The sequence below is a fragment of the Streptomyces sp. NPDC101225 genome (genome assembly GCF_044767585.1).
Lineage (GTDB): Bacteria > Actinomycetota > Actinomycetes > Streptomycetales > Streptomycetaceae > Streptomyces.
Map to the genome: position 1 here is coordinate 26,082 of NZ_JBIWOE010000050.1, position 16,878 is coordinate 42,959.

Here is a 16,878-nt window from a genome sequence, read left to right on the forward strand (position 1 = left end):
GGCCAGGCAGGACCCGTCCCTCCCGGTGAGACGCCTCCGCGTCCGGGCCCACCTCCTGCGCCGCCGCGGCGACGGCCGTCGGCGAACGAGCCGGAACGATCGGCCTCCTCCCGTGGCGCCGGACCGGCGCGCGCCTTCTCGGCCCCGTCCGGGCCGGCTAATTCTGCACCCCAAACAATTTACGGCGACATCGCCGAACAATGGCGCAATCTTTACCTTCATGTTCCAGATAGGCGGTTTTAAGCCCACCATCGAACATGTTTTCATGTGTGTGACTGGGGTGCGTGAGCCTCACGTGTCCCGCGTTGACCGAAGAACGGGGGAAGTCTTGTCACGACCACCTGCGCTGCCCGCGACCAGAAAAATAGACATCGTCCTCATGCATCTCAAAGGAGAACTGACCATCTCCGATGCGGCGAAAATCGCAGGTGTGTCAGAGCAGTCGATAGGGAACTGGAAACGGAAATTCATCAGTGCCGGCAAAGAGGCACTCGAACCGGCGGCCCACGACGGCGACACCCAGGTGAGCGACAGGGAAAGACAGCTTCGCAAGGAGATACACAACCTCAAAGCGGCACTCGGAGACGCCTTCCTGCAGCTCCGGGCCATCAAGGAAGCCACGCGGCGCGACATGGCGACCAGGCCATGGAATCCGCGATGACCTGACGGCGTGCTGACGGCCTGAAAACACCTGATGGCTGGTCCCCTTCGCGGGGACCAGCCATCTGGAGAATCTGCACCACTGTGCCGAGCCTAGTTGCTGCGCATGGTCATCCACAGCAGGACGACAAGTCCCGTCAGCAACGACAGGCCGACCATGCCGTACGCGAGCAGCATCGACAGGTTGTTTCCCATATCTTTCCCGCCCTCTTTCGAACTCACCGGCTGTCCCCCTTTCATAAGGCCGTGACAGCCGATTCTAGCATCCCGCCGCAACGGCACGAGGAGAACGGGATGCGGCGGCCACGTAAAGTTTTCACATAACCGCCGCATTCCGGCTCACCGTGCCGAGCGAGCCGCTGTCAGCAGGAGTGCTTGATGCTCTCGCCGATGCTGACACCGACGCTGGCACCGGCCGTGGCACTGCCGGCGATCGACAGCACGACCGTGACGGGGGTGGCCGGCGCCTGGCCGGCGGCCTGGATTTCCTCGGCGGACGCGTAGGAGGCGTAGCCCTCGATCAGCTCGTCGGTCATGTCTTCTCCCTGTGATTGCAGTGATTGCCGTGATGGCGGCGCCGGCGGTACCGGCGCCGTGTCCTGAAGGCCAGAGGTCAGCAGTGCGCGCCGACGGTGGCGGCGCTGGCGGCCAGCGAGGTGGAGAACGCGCCGGAGATGGCGATGGTGACGGGCGTGGCGGGAGCCTCTCCCGTGGCGGTCACCAGCTCGTCGGCCTCCGCGTACGCGGCGTATCCGGAAATGAGGTCCTGCGTCATGATCGTGTCCCCTCCTGTGCGGAATGATGTGGCGGCGGTGTTCCCTTTTCCGGCCCGGCAGGCAGTGCGGCCGCACCGTACGAAGAAAAACGAGTCTTCCGCGCGGCCGCACTATTTCACCGCATCCCGTGCGGTGCCCTGCCAGTCGGGGGGAAACCGGCTGAGGACTACGCTGCCACCTCGGTTCGGGCGTTCCAAGGGGCGCAAGAAACGGGTAACTTTCCCCGGTTGCGGGCTCCGCCGCCGGTACCTCCGCGCCGCAGCCCCGGACGTCCAAAGTTAAGAAAGTTCCGGCTCGGGCCGCGTACCGCTCTGACTGATGCCGACCTTTTCTCCGACGTCGAGCAGGTTCTCCAGTCCGATCGGGTCGAAGTTCAGCACTTCCGGGAGGCTGCTGATCCCCGAGATCAGCGAGATGAATCCCAGTTCCGACTGTTCCGAGACCATCTTCGTGGCCGCGTTGGCCTTGGCCAGGTAATCCTCCTTGTTCCGCTTCGGGTCGTAGAAGTAGCGGACATAGGCCAGAATGTCCTTGGCTATCTGCCGGTAGACGTTCTCGAACTTCTCCATCGCGGGCCCCTCCGCCTCCGGAGTGGCCAGACTGGCCAGGAGGGCCTTCGCGGCCAGCCACGCCCCCGACGTGGCCAGCCAGACGCCCGAGGAGAACAGCGGGTCGACGAACACCGCCGCGTCACCGACGGCCATCCAGCCGGGCCCGTGGAAGGCGTCGGAGGCGTAGGACCAGTCACGGCCGGTGCGCAGGCCCTCCTTGCGGACGCCGTCCTTGAGGAGATCCTTCAGCACCTGGGTGGTGGACAGGCGCTGCTCGAAGATCTCGGAGGGCGTCGAGTCCCTGGTCACGGCGGCGTACACGTCGGTGTGCATGACCATGCCGACGCTCATCTCGAAATCGGAGACCGGGATGCTCCAGAACCATCCGTCCTCGAACGCCTCGACCATGATGTGGGAGTGCAGGTCCCCGGGCAGCGGCGCGAAGGGGCTGTAGTAGGACCAGACGGCGACCGAGTTGAGGTCGTCCGCGCGCTGGACGGGGGTCAGCAGCCGGGCCAGTGCGCGGGCCTGGCCGGAGGCGTCGAGGGTGTAGCGGGCCGTGGTCGTGCGCTCCGCCCCGGAGGCGTCGCGCCACTGCACGCCGGTGACGGCTCCCTCGCCGGTGCGCAGCGCCGCGGTGAGGGTGGCCCCGTAGACGATCTCGGCACCGAGGTCCGCGGCGCGGTTGGCGAGCAGGGCGTCGAATTCGGCGCGGCGCACGTGCCAGGAGTACTCGTAGGGGCCGGCGTCACGGAACTTGGTGGACCACGGGGTGGGGTCGTTGCCCCAGACGAGGGTGAGGCCGTACTTCTTGGGGAACCCCATGGTGTCGAGTTCTTCCCTCAGCCCTAGTTCCTCCATGACCGGGAGCATGCCGGTGATCAGCGATTCGCCGATGTGGTAGCGAGGGAAGACCTCCTTCTCCAGCACGGTGACGCGGTGGCCTTCGCGGGCGAGGAGTCCGGCCGCGACCGCGCCGGCCGGTCCGGCGCCGATGATGAGGACGTCGGTGTCTGTGGTACGGGTGGCCATGTCGCTAGTCCTTCGTCAGTGGGCCGGGATGACCGGGGTGACCGGTGAGCTGAGGTTGCGGGCGGGGTTGAGCGGGTCGATCGAGGCGTCGTTGAACATCGCCACGATGCGTCCCGTCCGGCTCTGGCCGTCCGTCGTCGTCGCATGGGTCACCAGCGCCTCGGCGAGCACCCGGCAGCGGTGCTGCCCGAAGCTGAGACCCTCGCGGCCGGGCCGCTTGTCGGCGGGCTCGAAGGCCACGCCCACCGAGGCGGTCAGGGAGTGGGTGAAGGCGGAGGTGCCCTCCGCGAGGTCCGAGCCGCTCTCCAGCAGCTGGGCCAGTTCGCGTGCCGCGCTCCAGGACACGCGGGGCAGATAGACCACGACGGCGTCGGTGCGCGGGTAGAGGTCGCGGCTGGAGGACGCCTTGGCCTGCCAGGGAAGCCCGCGGTCCTCCAGGTAGGTGGCGGCCCGTGCCAGCAGTCGGGGACCGTGGCCGGGGTCGGCCACGTGGGCGTACACGCGCAGCACTCCGCCGGTCCGCGCCGGCATGGGAGTCGTGCAGGAGGTGAGGAAGAAGAACCCCGGCGACAGGGACGGCCTGGCCCAGCTCAGCCGAAGATACGTCTTCTCGCCGTCGTGGGTGAGGCTGTCCGGGGTGACCGCGACCCGGATCGAGTCGAGGACGACGACGGTGTGCTCCGCGCCCTCCTGAGCGACGCTCACCTCACGGCGGCTGTTCCTGTCGCCCACCGTCTCGTGGAAGGCCCGGTCGAACTCCGGGTCGGAGAAGGTGCGCGGGGTGAGGTCCTTGCGGTGGTCCAGACGGGCGTGCGCGGACTTGTACAGGAGTGCGGCGAGCTCCGAGGCGACCTTCTGGGAGCTGCCGGTGAGGCTCTCGTCCTGCCAGACGGCGCTGACGTCACCGTCGTCCGTCGCGGTGACGGTGACCTGGTCGGCCAGTCGGGCGACGGCCGGAGCGAGCTGGGCATCAAGCAGCATGGGCAGGGGTCCTTAGTCCGATGGTGTCCAGGAACTGCCGCGGGCCGAGGAGCAGGGAGCGTCCGATCCCGGCGGCGGCGCGGGGCACGGCCTCCAGGACCTGCTTCTGCCGGGCGATGGAGATCATCCGGTCGATCATGTGCCATCCGGCGTAGCGCGCGGCGCGTACGGCGAGTTCCTCGTGCAGGGACGCGTCGAGGCCGGCGCGTTCCAGGTAGGCGGAGAAGAACGCCCGGGTGCGGGGGGCGAAGCGGTCGACCTCGGCCGCTCCGGTGGCGACGATCTCCTGATGGGTGGGCACGTGTCCCACCACCCGTGCCTCGTTGAGGACGGCGGGGATGCGGTTGACGGCGTGGTAGAGCCATTCCCCGGCGAAGGCGCCCAGGTCGCGGGCGGGATCGCCCAGGCGGGACTCCTCGGCGTCGGTCAGGTACAGCTCGCCGCCGCTGATGAGGAACTGGTCCAGGCGCAGGTCGCCGTGGACGGGAACCCACGGGCCGACGGTGGGGTTGTCGGCGGTCCTCATGGCGGTGACGGCCTCGAGGACGTCGGGGTCGTTGTGCAGCAGTTTCCACATGTGCAGTTCGGCCCCCGACTGCCGCAGGTAGCCCGGCAGGGTCAGGGCGTTCATCGGGGCGAGCGGCGGCAGCGGATGGTCGGAGGTGTCGAAGCCGTCCGGGGCGAGGCGATGGGTGTCGGCGATCAGACGGGCGGCCCGGACGCACCACTCGGTGTCGAAGTCCTGGTGGCCGTCCTGCGATGCGGTGAACAGTTCCAGCAGGGACTGCGGGTCGTCGAGGAGTTCGAAGACCACGGTCGCCGTCCGCTCGTCGTGCCCGAGGACCCTCGGGGTGGCGACGCCGGCCCGCAGGGCGCACTCGGCGAAGGTGAGCGTGCGCTGCAGCCTCTCCCGGCTGCCTGGCGGATCGAACTTCTTGACGAAGACCCGGTCGCCCCGGTCCGTGGTCCCCATCCAGGACTCGTTGCGCCCGAAGGGCGAGGTGACCGTGTCGGCCACGAACTTCCCGAGCCCCATGCGCTCCAGAAGGGCGTTGACCTCAGGGTGCCGGCCGAGGTCGGCCGGCTCGAACCGTATGCGGTCGGAGCTTGATTGGCTGTCCATGGTCGCTGGACGCTAGGACCCCTCGGTGCGGGGTGGCAACGAGCAACCATGGTGATTGTTTGGCACAGCCCACAAGTTTGTGCAGGTCAGCGACGCCAGGCGTAAGCCGCCGCGGCAAGAAACCGTTGAAGGGCGCACACGGTTGTCCCTAGGGTCACGGCCCGTGACTGCTACAGACGACACGATCCGGCACGCGGCGCTGTCCAACGGGCTGCGTATCGTCGCGCAGCGTCTTCCCGGGCAGGGAGCCGTCGGGGTGGCGGTGAACTACCGCGCCGGGTTCCGCGGCGAACCCGAGGGACGCGCGGGCATGGCACACCTCTTCGAGCACCTGATGTTCCAGGGCTCCACCACCGTCGGCGCGGGCGGGCACTTCGGCTATGTCCAGCGGCTGGGCGGCACCGTGTCCGGCAACACCTTCACCGATGTCAGCGACTTCCACCAGCTGGTCCCGGCCGGCTGCGAGCGGCGCGTCCTGGAGATGGAAGCCGACCGCATGCAGAACCTGATCATCGATCAGAACCGGCTGGACGTACAGCGCCGAGTCGTCCTGGAGGAGATCAACCTGAAGGTCAAGGGCAGCCCCTACGGCGGCTTCCCCTGGACGGTGCTGCCCCAGGCGGTCTACTCGGACTGGCGCAACGCCCACAACGGATACGGCGACGAGGCCGACCTGACGGAGATCACCGTCCAGGAGTGCCGCGACTTCTACGCGTCCGCGTACGCCCCGGGGAACGCCGTGGTCGCCGTCGCCGGCGACATCGATCCGGACCGGGTCGTCCAGGACGCGGCGGAGATCTTCGGCGTGCTGGACGACCGGGGCAGTCCGAAACCGCCGCCGCTCGCGGAGGACGCGGACTCCCCCGCCCGCACCCGCCACCACCGCGACGTGCTCGCGCCCCGTCCGGCGCTGGCCCTCGGACGGCCCCTGCCCGCCCCCTCCGAGATCGACGCCTACGCCGGCTTCGTCGTGGCGTCGATGTGGCTGACCGGCAACGACCGCAGCCCGCTGCGGCGGACCCTGGACAGCCGGGGCATCCCGTGCGCCTCGGTGTGCGGCCTGTTCGGGCCGTGGCTGGCCGTGGCCCCGGACACCTTCACGTTCGTCGCCCACCACGACCCGGGCCAAGGGGACGCGGTCGTCGAGGCGTTCGACGAGGCGTGCGGCCGCCTCGCCGCCACCGGCAGCGAGGCGATCGACCCGGCCAGGAGCCAGACCTACGTCACCCTGCTGGCGCAGCAGGACTCCGCCCTGAACGAGGCGCGTGCCCTGGCCCGCTCCGCTCTGCTGTTCGACGATCCCGGCCTCATCCGCCGCGCCATGCTCGCCACCGCCACCGTGCCGGCCGCCCAGGTCCACTCCGCCGCACGGCAGCTGATGAGCCATCAGGGCAGAGGCTACGCGGAGCTCACCACCGCAGGAGAAGCATGACCGGCACACTCGTGGCCCAGCCCCATGTCCTTCAGGCCCGCTCCACGAACGGCGCGGAGATCCACGTGGCGCCCCTGGCCACCGCCCCGCTGGTCCGGGTCCATCTCGCGCTGCGCGTCGACACACCGACCCTGCCCGACCTCGCCCGGGCCGAGGTGTTCCAGGCGCACTGGCTGACCACGGCGAAGGTCACCGCCTTGCAGCGCGTCGGCGGGACCGTGCAGGTCGCACGCAGCCAGCACTGGCTCAGCTTCGCCGCCATGGCACCGAGCGCCCTGGTCCAGGAGACCGTCGACACCGTCTGCTCGGCCGCCGCCCGCGTGCAGACGAGCGACGACGAGCTGCGCCAGGCCACGGACCGGGCCCGCCGGCAGGCACGCAGCACGGCCGCACGCCCCGCCGCCATCAGCACCGAACTCGTCACCCTGGCCGCCCTGGGACACATCCCTCCCGCGCTGTCCACCCAGCTCACCGGCCCCATGTGGGACGCCCCCACCGCGCCGGACGTCGCCTCCTTCGCCCCCCGCCACACCGCGGGATCCCCGGCCCACCTGGTGATATGCGGGGACGTACCGCCCGACCGGACCCTTGAGCTGGCGTGCGCCGCCATGGACCCGCTGCCCGCCGGAGCCCACCGGCCCACGCCCCTGCTTCCCGGACCGGTGAACGGGGACGGCGCACGCCAGGAGCACACCCGGCCCGGCTGGTCCGTCGCGCATCTGCGCCACGCCTACAGCGGACTGCACAGGAGCCATCCCCTCTTCCCCGCGTCCCTGGTGGCCACGGCCGCGCTCGGCTACTTCTCCGGCCGTATCAACACCCGGGTCCGCGAACGCCTCGGGCTCGCCTACCGCACCGACGCCTCGGTCGGCCAGTACCTCGACCACGACATGGTCTTCGTCGAGGCCGACGTCGCCCCCGACCACGCCGACACCGCGGACACCGCGATCACCTCGATCGTGGGGACCTTCACCGAGCGGGGTGCCGAGGACGCCGAGCTCGAGGACGTCATCTCCTTCGTCACCGGCCAGTACGCCCTCGCCCTGTCCTCGCAGACGGGCCTCGCCGCGTCCCTGCTGTCCTACGCGACCTCCGGGCTCGGCGTCCCCGAGATATCCGGCCTGCCTCGCGCGATCAGCGCGGCCACGGCCGCGCAGGTGACCGAAGCGGCACGTCTCGTCTACGGCGCGGGACCGGCCGCCCACGTCGTCGTCCGCCCGGCGACCCCCGAGGAAGGCTGAGCACGTTGAACCATCCACCCATCGCCCTCGAGGGCGTGACCATGTCCTACGGGCAGCAGCAGGTGCTCAAGGGGCTGGACCTGACCGTCGAGGAAGGCCAGCTGTTCGTGCTGCTCGGGCCCAACGGGGCGGGCAAGACCACCACCATCGAGATCATGGAAGGCTACGTCAGGCCGGCCTCGGGAACGGTGCGCGTGCTGGGCCGCGACCCGCTGACCGCGGACGACGCCTGGCGCGACAAGGTCGGCATCGTCATGCAGTCCTGGGCCGACCACGCCACCTGGCGGCTGGACACCCTGCTGAACGACATCGCCGCCTACTACAGCGACCCCTACCCCACGACCGAACTGCTGGAGCTGGTCGGGCTGGAACAGCAGCGCCGCCGCCGGCTCAACCAGCTCTCCGGCGGGCAGCGCCGCCGCATGGACGTCGCCCTCGGCCTCATCGGGCACCCGCGCGTGCTCTTCCTCGACGAACCGACCGCCGGCTTCGACCCCCAGGCGCGCGCCGACTTCCAGAAGATGATCACCGGGCTGAAGAGCCAGGGCGTGACCATCGTGCTCACCACACACGACCTGACCGAAGCCGAACGCCTCGCCGACCGCATCGGCATCCTGCTGGGCGGCGTCATCCACATCGACTCCACCCCCGACCGGCTCGTCACCGCGATCGGGCAGCGCACCCAGGTGTCGTGGACGGCCCCCGACGGGACCAGGCGGACGGAACCGACCGACGACCCGGACACCTTCGTCCACGCGCTGATGACCGCCCACGGCCGCCCGCCGACCGGGCTGCGGATCGACCGGCCGTCCCTGGAAGAGATCTACCTGAGCATCGTGGAGGCCGCCCGGTGACCACCGCCCGCCTGGCATGGAACAAGGCCGCCGTCGACCTGAGGATGACCTTCACCTCGCCCAAGGACCTCTTCAACATCTTCGTCTTCGTCATCCTGATGCTCGCGGCCGGTTTCGCCCAGTGGAACCACCGCACCACCGTGCTCCTCGGCGGAATGAGCCTCATGCCGGCCGTCGGCGCGATGCTGTCCATCCCGTCCCTGATCGCCCTGGAGAAGACCGACGGAACGATCCTGCGGCGCAAGAACATCCCCCGGGGCATCCCCGCCTACGTCGCGGCCAGAATCATCTACAGCACCGTGACGTCGTTCGTGTCCATGCTGCCCCTGCTGATCGTGGTCTTCGCCACCGGCGCGGACCTGCCCGCCGGCCCCCTGGACGTCGTCCTCGCCGTGATCGTCATCATGACCGGCGGCGCCGCACTGGTCCCCCTGGGCATCGCCATCGGCGCGCTGCTGCCCAACCCCCGCGAAGCGGTCGCGATGGTCTCCTTCCCCTTCATGGTGATCGCCGGGATCTCCGGGGTCCTCACCCCCGACCAGGGGCTTCCGGACTGGCTGAACCACATCGCCGACATCTTCCCCCTCGCCTGGATGACCCGGGGCACGCGCGACGCCTTCGCCGGGCACCTGCACACCTTCCCCGCCTGGATCTTCGTCCTCGTGTGCGCCGCGTGGCTGGCCGCCGGATCGCTGCTGGCCGTCCCCCTGATGCGCACGATGGTCCGCAAGCAGACCGGCGCCTCCCTGATCAGGCGCAAGGACAAGGCGACCGTCGCCTGACCGCCTCCCTTTCCGTCCGCACCACGAACACAAGGGACACCGCTGTGCCGAAAACGACCCTCATGTACCCCTTGCAGTCCGCCGATGTGGGCCCCATGGCCGCCTACGGACGACTCGCCGAACGCTTCGGTGTCCGGCTGTGGTGCGGACAGTCCATGCAGATCGAGACCCACGCCCTGTTCGCCGCCCTCACCGGGATGGGCGTCCAGGTCAGCTTCGGCACCTCCGTCGTCCTCACCCCCCTCCGCCACCCGTACCACGCCGCCGTCGAGGCCCGCAGCGTCGCCGCGCTGTCCGGGCAGCCCTTCACCGCCGGGTTCGGCCCCAGCGGAACGAGCTTCCAGACCAACATCTACGGGGCCGGACTCGACAAGCCCGTCGCGCACACCGCCGACTTCGTCACCAAGGTCAGAGCACTCCTGGACGGCACCCCCGTCGCCATGGCACCCGGCGCACCCGAGATGGAGCTCCTGCCCCTGGACGACGCCCCCGACATCGAGGTCGGCATGGGCGTCCTGCGGCCCGCGATGGCACGGGCGGCCGGCCGGCACGCCGACGCCGCGATCACCTGGCTCACCCCGCCCGCTCTCCTCTCGGACCAGCTCGTGCCCGCCGCCGACACGGCCGCCCGCACAGCGGACCGCAAGGCGCCGCGGTTCGTCACCGTGGTGCAGGTCGCCGTCACCCGCCCCGGACGCGACATGGACCTCGTCGCCCACAACGGCACCCACCAGCACCTCTCGCTGCCCCACTACGTGGACATGCTCCAGCGCTCCGGCCTGCCCGTCGTGCACGGCGACCCCGCCGCCTCGGCCCGAACCCTTCTGGAGGCGGGCGTCGTCGTCACCGGCACCCCCGAGGAGATCGCCGAACGGCTCACCGCCTGGCACGACGCCGGCGCCGACGAGATCATCCTCAACACCTCCGGCGTCCTCATCACCGCGGGCCTGGGCGAAGCCCTCCGCGACACCACCGACATCCTCACCGCCGTGGCGGAACGGACCGCTCGATGAGCACCCCGGCACCGGAGTTCACCGGCGAACGGCTCGTCGTCATGGCCACCGGCGGCATCCAGACCACCCTCCTGCCCACCTGGCTGGACTGGCTGCGCACCCACTACCCGGCCACACAGGTCCGCTGCGTACTGACCTCCTCGGCCCTGCGGTTCACCACGCCCCTGGCCTGCTCGGTCTTCAACGGCGGACGGCGGCCGTTCACCGACAGGTGGGATCAGGACGTCGACCACGCCGTGCACGTGGAACTGGCCGAATGGAGCGACGGCATCATCGTCCACCCCGCCACCTTCCACACCGTCACCCGGCTCGCCCTGGGCATCACCGACACCCCGATGACGCTGGCCCTGCAGTGCACGTCCGCCCCCGTCGTCGTCTGCCCCGCGCTGCCGCCCGGCGGAGCCGACAGCCCCGCCTACCGCGCGCACGCGGCCACCCTCGCCGAACGCCCGCACACCACCGTGCTGCCCCCGACCCAAGGGGTCAGCGCGAGCACGGGCCACACCCAGATCGGCACCGCCGCGTTCTTCCCCCACGCCCTCACCGCGCTCCAGGACCTCAAGGAGACCCTGTGACGAACGGCGAAACGGTCGCCCGGTTCAGCACCGGGATGGCCCAGACCACGGTGACCCGGACCGCCACCGGGTTCCGCTGGGCCCGCCGCCCCGGAAAGGACGTACGCGCCGATCCCCACCACCAGCCGGGCCCGGTCCCCGAGGACTTCACCCGCCGTGCGTCCGCCGCCTCCAGCGACCGTTTCGTCTTCGCCGTCCCCGGCACGTGGACCGACGGCGCCTACACCTGGCACGCCCCCGGCCGGCGCAGCGCGGCCCAGACCCTGCTGGACGGCTCGCCGCACGATCCCGGCGCCTCGGCCCGGCTCGCCCACACCTACGGCCAACACCTCAGGACCTTCCACGGCACCGAGGTCACCGCCGGCACCGACTACCCCGCCCCGCGCTACCCCACGCGGCTCGCCACCTGGCTGCGTACCGCGGCCGGGACCCGCGCGGCGCCCGCCTTCCACGGCATCCTGCGGGACGGTCTCGGCACACGACGCTGGAACCGGCTCACCTCCTACGCCCACGAGGCGACATCCGCGTCGGGACACCGGACCGTCGTCGTCGGATGGGCCACCCTGGGCAGCCTCATCACCGTCGACGACCCGGAAGCCGCCCGGCCCGCGGCCCTGCTCTGCGGCCCCGAAGGCACCGTCGCCGCACCGGAGGTCGACCTCGGCTGCGTCCTGGGCGAACTCCACGAGATCACCGCCTCCCGCACCGCCCGCGCACTGCCCGTCCAGCAGGTCAGCGCCTGGCGCGAGGCACTGCTGAAGGGCTACGGACCACCGCTGGACATCGCCAGAACGGCACGGACGGCCGTCGTCCGGATCGCCGCCCACGCCCACGACTTCGCCGCGTACGTGGGATTCCACACCGAACTCCACGCCTATGTCGGCATGCTCGCCGACCTGCTGGACAACGAGGGAACGCAGACCACAGCCCAGGAGACCCGATGAGCCAGACCACCGAGATACGGCTGCTCAAAGAAATCACCCGCCATCCCGCGGCGCTGACCATATCCCTGCTCACCGGCCTGCTGTCGACCGCCGGATCGCTGGCCGTCCCCCTGATCACCCGCCAGGTCATCGCGGACGTGTCCGCCGGACGCTCGGTGAACTGGCTCGTCGTCGGAGCCTTCGTCATCGCCCTGGCGTCGGCCGCCGCCCAGGGCGGATCGGCCTATCTGCTGGCCCGTATCGGCTCCCACATGGTCTACCGCATACGCGTGGCCGTCATGAGCCACATCCTGCGCCTGCCCGTCCAGCACATCAAGGCCGAAGGCGCCGGAGCCCTCACCTCCCGCATCACCTCCGACGCGCTCGTGCTGCGCCAGGTCATCGACGTCGGCCTCGCGCAGATGCCCGCCTCCGCGCTGCTGGTGGCCGCCTCCATCGCCGCCATGGCCTGGCTGAACTGGCTGCTGACCCTCGTCTCGGCCGGTGTGTTCGCCCTGGTCGGCATCGCCATCGTGGTCATGTTCAAGTGGATCAAGGCCAACGCGATCGACCAGCAGACGGCGCTCGGAGGCATCGCCGGACTCTTCTCCTCCCACCTCGACGCCATCACCACCATCAAGGCGTCGGGCGCCGAGGACACCGTCGAGGACGACCTGTCCCGCGAGGCGGACCGCGTACGGCGCATCGGCCTGAAGGGCGACGTCCTGCAAGCGGCGATCCTGCCCGTCCTCGCCGGTGGCCAGCAGGTCGCACTGCTCGCCATCATCCTCGTCGGCAGCGTGCAGATGTCCCACGGCACACTCAGCGTCGCCTCCTTCTCCGCGTTCGTCCTGTACCTGCTGCAACTGGCCGCCCCGGTCATGCTGCTGTTCACCGGATTCGGGCGGCTGCGCATCGGACAGGCCGTCAAGGAACGCTTCAACGCCCTGCTCGCCACGCCGCGCGAGCAGGACGACCGGCAGCCGGCGACGCACCTCCTCGAAACCCGCGACAACACCGGCATCGTGTTCGACAAGGTCTCCTACGGCTACCCGGGCACCGGGCAACCGGCCGTCAGCGACCTGTCGTTCTTCGTGCCGCGTCACGGCCTGACCACCCTGGTCGGCCCGTCCGGCGCGGGCAAGAGCACCGTGCTGTCCCTGATAGAGCGCTTCTCCACACCCCAGCAGGGCCACATCTACGTGCTCGGCACCGACATCCGCGCCTGGCCGCTGCACGACCTGCGCCGGAACATCACCTACGTCGACCAGGCGTTCACGCTCCTGCAGGCGAGCGTCCGCCAGAACCTGTCCGTCCAGCGCAAGGAGCCCGTCGCCGACGGTGAACTGTGGGAGGCCCTCGATTCCGTGGGCCTGACGGCCGCCGTCGCGGCGCTCCCCGGCCAACTGGACACGGTCATCGGCGCGGAGACGGACCTGTCCGGAGGCCAGCGCCAGCGGCTCGCGCTCGCCCGAGCCCTGCTCTCGGACACCGAGCTGGTCATCCTGGACGAACCCACCAGCCAGCTCGACGGCATCAACGAAGACCGCTTCCGCTCCATCATCGAGGAACTGGCCCGCACCAGGGCGGTCCTCGTGGTGGCGCACCGGCTGTCCACCGTCCGCAGCGCCCGGCACGTCATCATGCTGGACGAGGGTGGCCTGGTGAAGGAGGGCCCGCACGACGTCCTGCTGGAGAACTGCGAGCCGTACCGGGAACTGCACGCGGCACAGACCCTGGCACCGTCTCCAGCCACACGTAGCGCTGGTCGGTGGCCGCGGTGAAGCGGCGTCCGTTTCTGCCCAGGAGCGGCGATCCCGCCTCGTCGAAGGCCGACGCCCGCCCGCGGTCACAGCAGTCCGGGCCGCTGCCACTCGGCACCGAGGACGTGGTGGTCGAGGAAGTTCAGGAACGCCTCGTACCAGACCTGGATGTGGCCCGGTGAGAGGATCCAGTGGTTCTCGTCCGGGAAGTACAGGTACTTCGCGGGCACCTCGAACCGCTGCAGATCCTGGAAGAGCGCGGCGCCCTGGCCGACCGGCACGCGGTAGTCCTTCGCGCCGTGGATGACCAGCATCGGCGTACGGATCTTCGCGGCGTCCAGGTACGGCGAGTGCGCCTCGTACCGCTCGGGCCGGGTCACCGGGTCCCCGAAGATGCACTGGAAGTACCAGGGCACGTCGGTGTCGCCCTGGAAGGACCGCAGGTCCCACAGGCCCGCGTGGCTCACGATCGCCTTGAACCGATCGGTGCTCGTGGCGACCCGGTTGGCCATGTAGCCGCCGTAGGAGCCGCCCCCGAGCGCGGTGCGCGCGGCATCGATGTCGTCGCGGGCCTCGGTTGCGTCGGTCAGCGCCATCACGTCCGTGTACGGGGCCCCGCCCCACTGCCCCCAGCCGCGCCGGTGGCCCTGCTGACCGTAGCCGGTCGACAGGGCCGGGTCGGGCAGCAGCACCGCGTAGCCGCGGGCCGCGAACGGCCACGGGTTCCACCGCCAGGTCCAGCCGTTCCAGCTGCCCTGCGGCCCGCCGTGCACGGCGACGAGCAGCGGCGCGGGGTCCTCGGCCGACGCGCCCTCGGGCAGCACGAGCCAGCCGCGCAGCCGGTACCCGTCCGCCGCGTGGGCGTACACCTCGGTGAGGGTGCCCGGCAGCGCGTCGAACGCACCGGGGGCGGGCAGTTCGACCGGCGTCTGATCGGCGGCGCCGGCCTCGAACCTGACCGGCCGCGGCGGCGAGTCGATCGCGTTGCGCAGCGCGTACAGCGTCTGCCCGTCGGGGGCCACGCAGAGCGAGCCGTACGCGCCCGAGGCGGTGAGCCGGGTCACGGTACCGTCCGCGTCCCGCCGGAAGACGGGCGCGTGCCCCTCCACATCGGCCACGAAGAAGAGGGCGTCGTCGACCGGCGAACAGACGGCGCCGACGGGCCAGTTGTCGAAACCGGGCAGCAGATCGACGGCCTCGCCGCCGTCCACGCCGACCCGGACGAGCGTCATGTCCATCGACTCGTCGTAAGTCGGCCACGTCATCCGCGAGCACACGACCGCCGAGCCGTCGTGCGTGAACACCGGCGCCTCGTAGAGGTGCTCCACATCGCCCAGGACGAAGACCTCCTCGCCGGTGGCCGCGTCTGCCACCACCACGGCGGTGCGGTTCTCGGCGGGCACCCGGCCGGGTACGAACCGGGTGTAGGCCACTCGCGTCCCGTCGGGCGACAGCGCCACGTCCCCGGGGTGCTCGAGGCCGACGCCCTGCCCGCCGGCGTCGACCACTGCGCACTCGGCCCCCGCGCGCACGAAGGTGTGCTGTGCCTCGGGGCCGAGATCGCGGTCCCAGGCGCGGGTGGGCCCGGCCTCGTACAGGATCGCGGTGACCTTCGCCTCCTTGCGCGCCGTGCGCAGCTTGCCGTGCGCGTCGGCGTCGGCGGCCCCGGGCAGCAGTCCGGCGGTGTGAGCCAGCGCGCCGGAGTCCCGGGCGACGGTGAACGCGGTGATCCCGCCCGGGTGCCGGGCCACGACGGCGGCCTCACCACGCCCGGGCAGCGCCCACAGCGCGGCACCCTCGTGCTTGCCCTCGTCACTGCCGTCCTCGCGTTCCGACAGGAAGTACAGCACCCCGTCCGGGCCGAACGCGGGCCCGGACTCGCCCTTGCCCGACCGGGTCAGGCGCAGCGCCTCGCGCTCCCCGGCCGGATCGATCTCCCACAGCCCGGACACGAACCTGGTCCGGTCCTCCGACAACGTCTGCACGGCGGCCACGAGACGGCCACCGTCGGCGGACAGCGCAAGGGAGTTGACGCGAGGCTGGGCGAGGAACGCGGGCAGGTCGTGGAAGGCGGTCGTTCCACCGGGGATCGCAGACATGCGGACGATTCTTGCTCGCGAAGGAGGAGGTGAACAGCGGATTACGGGCGCCGCCCGCCAGGGGTGCCTGCCGCCCGTCCTGCGAGACGCAGAGATCCCGCGCGATCGAAGTGATCGGACGGGATCCCGTCAACCACCTACGAGTTGAATCGTGAACGGCGCTGCAGTTGCGGTGGACCAGCCGGGATTCGACAGCGAGGGGGGCCTCATGGCCGGCGACCGAGCGATGGGCGCCGTGGGCGGGCACCGGCACGTGCCGCCGGGGCACCGCTCTGATCCACCACAGCTGGACTTCCCGCCCATCCGCAACAGCATCGCGCGCGGCGGCCGACGCGCTCCACGCCCGCGACGGCATCGTCGTCATCGACCGGCTGACCCCATCGAGCGGTCTCACGGATCCCTGGACACAGCGCGTGGCGACGATCCGCCCAGGGCGGCCCGAGGATGTACTGGGGGCACTCGACGGCCGTGCGCATGCCCTCGGATACCTGCCCGACCGGGCGTTCATGACAATGGCTACCGTCTCGGCACGCCGTTACCACGGACGATGGCACCCCGACGGTGAACCTCACCGCCTACGGTCCCGGCGAGTCGCTGCCCTCCCCAGGAGGGCCGTCGCCGCTGTCAGCAGGCCCGACTGCGGTGGGGTGCCGACATAGTCCTGTGACGAGTGGTCATGTCAGCCGGTGTGGAGATCATCTCCGCGTCAAGGGTGATCGTTCACCAGTGTGTTGATCTTGGTGGTGGGGTGTTCCGGTGGGTTGGTTGTGGAACGCGCCGCAGTCACGGGGCAGATGCTGATCGCGTTGTTCGCGGAGATGGAGCGGACCTTCGCCGCCGAACGCACTGCCCATGCGCGGGCGGTGGCCGCGGCCTCGCGCCGCCTGGCGGGCCGGCCGCTCGCCCCGCCGTACCCCGGACGGTTCCACCGCCTCAGCGGCTGACGGGCGTGAAGACGACTGGCCCGCCCGTCCGTCACCCGGCACAGTCGCTCACGCACAGACCCTTGCACCTCGAAGCGCCCCGACCGAACAAAACCGATCGAGGCGCTCCTTCGCAGGTCAGAGGGGGTA

16 protein-coding genes are annotated in these 16,878 nt (G+C 70.5%); 10 read left to right on the top strand and 6 right to left on the bottom strand.

Annotated elements, in window-relative coordinates; translation table 11 throughout:
• Positions 1–220 precede the first annotated feature (220 nt).
• Positions 221–661 carry a transposase gene (locus ACIRPX_RS40190; RefSeq protein WP_404204783.1) on the top strand — a complete coding sequence of 147 codons (441 nt, stop codon included), beginning with the start codon at positions 221–223 and terminating at the stop codon, positions 659–661.
• A 361-nt stretch (positions 662–1,022) separates the two neighbouring features.
• Here the strand turns inward: ACIRPX_RS40190 and ACIRPX_RS40195 are convergent, their stop codons facing one another.
• From ACIRPX_RS40195 to lxmK, 5 genes are all read right to left on the bottom strand, one after another.
• Positions 1,023–1,196 (bottom strand): LxmA leader domain family RiPP, encoded by a 174-nt coding sequence (locus ACIRPX_RS40195; protein WP_404204785.1) that lies wholly within the window; start codon positions 1,194–1,196, stop codon positions 1,023–1,025.
• A gap of 77 nt (positions 1,197–1,273) precedes the next feature.
• The gene (locus tag ACIRPX_RS40200; protein WP_266797768.1) at positions 1,274–1,435 is read right to left on the bottom strand and encodes an LxmA leader domain family RiPP; all 162 of its coding nucleotides are present in this window, start codon (positions 1,433–1,435) and stop codon (positions 1,274–1,276) included.
• Positions 1,436–1,714: 279 nt separating this feature from the next.
• Positions 1,715–3,019, bottom strand: coding sequence for an NAD(P)/FAD-dependent oxidoreductase (locus ACIRPX_RS40205; protein WP_404204788.1), 1,305 nt, complete (start codon positions 3,017–3,019; stop codon positions 1,715–1,717).
• Positions 3,020–3,034: 15 nt separating this feature from the next.
• A complete protein-coding gene (locus ACIRPX_RS40210; protein WP_404204790.1) occupies positions 3,035–4,000 on the bottom strand; it encodes a T3SS effector HopA1 family protein in 966 nt (321 codons plus the stop codon).
• Positions 3,990–5,123, bottom strand: coding sequence for a class V lanthionine synthetase subunit LxmK (lxmK, locus tag ACIRPX_RS40215; protein ID WP_404204792.1), 1,134 nt, complete (start codon positions 5,121–5,123; stop codon positions 3,990–3,992). Before lxmK ends, ACIRPX_RS40210 begins: the two co-directional genes overlap by 11 nt.
• A gap of 163 nt (positions 5,124–5,286) precedes the next feature.
• Here lxmK and ACIRPX_RS40220 point away from each other — a divergent pair, with 163 nt between their 5' ends.
• From ACIRPX_RS40220 to ACIRPX_RS40255, 8 genes are all read left to right on the top strand, one after another.
• A complete protein-coding gene (locus ACIRPX_RS40220) occupies positions 5,287–6,555 on the top strand; it encodes a M16 family metallopeptidase (RefSeq protein WP_404204795.1) in 1,269 nt (422 codons plus the stop codon).
• Positions 6,552–7,796, top strand: coding sequence for a M16 family metallopeptidase (locus ACIRPX_RS40225; protein WP_404204797.1), 1,245 nt, complete (start codon positions 6,552–6,554; stop codon positions 7,794–7,796). Before ACIRPX_RS40220 ends, ACIRPX_RS40225 begins: the two co-directional genes overlap by 4 nt.
• Positions 7,797–7,801: 5 nt before the next feature.
• Complete coding sequence (locus ACIRPX_RS40230) at positions 7,802–8,650, top strand: ABC transporter ATP-binding protein (protein WP_404204799.1); 849 nt, start codon at positions 7,802–7,804, stop codon at positions 8,648–8,650.
• Positions 8,647–9,432, top strand: a complete 786-nt coding sequence (locus ACIRPX_RS40235; RefSeq protein WP_404204801.1) for an ABC transporter permease — start codon at positions 8,647–8,649, stop codon at positions 9,430–9,432. Before ACIRPX_RS40230 ends, ACIRPX_RS40235 begins: the two co-directional genes overlap by 4 nt.
• Positions 9,433–9,494: 62 nt before the next feature.
• Positions 9,495–10,445, top strand: coding sequence for an LLM class flavin-dependent oxidoreductase (locus ACIRPX_RS40240; protein ID WP_404204803.1), 951 nt, complete (start codon positions 9,495–9,497; stop codon positions 10,443–10,445).
• Positions 10,442–11,020, top strand: coding sequence for a flavoprotein (locus ACIRPX_RS40245; protein ID WP_404204805.1), 579 nt, complete (start codon positions 10,442–10,444; stop codon positions 11,018–11,020). The genes ACIRPX_RS40240 and ACIRPX_RS40245 overlap by 4 nt, the downstream gene beginning before the upstream one ends.
• The gene (locus ACIRPX_RS40250) at positions 11,017–11,964 is read left to right on the top strand and encodes a hypothetical protein (protein ID WP_404204807.1); all 948 of its coding nucleotides are present in this window, start codon (positions 11,017–11,019) and stop codon (positions 11,962–11,964) included. Before ACIRPX_RS40245 ends, ACIRPX_RS40250 begins: the two co-directional genes overlap by 4 nt.
• Positions 11,961–13,727: an ABC transporter ATP-binding protein gene (locus ACIRPX_RS40255; protein ID WP_404204809.1), complete on the top strand. Its 1,767-nt coding sequence runs from the start codon at positions 11,961–11,963 to the stop codon at positions 13,725–13,727. Before ACIRPX_RS40250 ends, ACIRPX_RS40255 begins: the two co-directional genes overlap by 4 nt.
• A 65-nt stretch (positions 13,728–13,792) precedes the next feature.
• On the opposite strand, the gene ACIRPX_RS40260 is transcribed toward ACIRPX_RS40255, so the two are convergent.
• Complete coding sequence (locus ACIRPX_RS40260) at positions 13,793–15,805, bottom strand: alpha/beta fold hydrolase (protein ID WP_404204811.1); 2,013 nt, start codon at positions 15,803–15,805, stop codon at positions 13,793–13,795.
• A gap of 767 nt (positions 15,806–16,572) precedes the next feature.
• On the opposite strand from ACIRPX_RS40260, the gene ACIRPX_RS40265 reads away from it, so the two are divergent.
• Complete coding sequence (locus ACIRPX_RS40265) at positions 16,573–16,749, top strand: hypothetical protein (RefSeq protein ID WP_404204813.1); 177 nt, start codon at positions 16,573–16,575, stop codon at positions 16,747–16,749.
• The last annotated feature ends 129 nt before the right edge of the window (positions 16,750–16,878 follow it).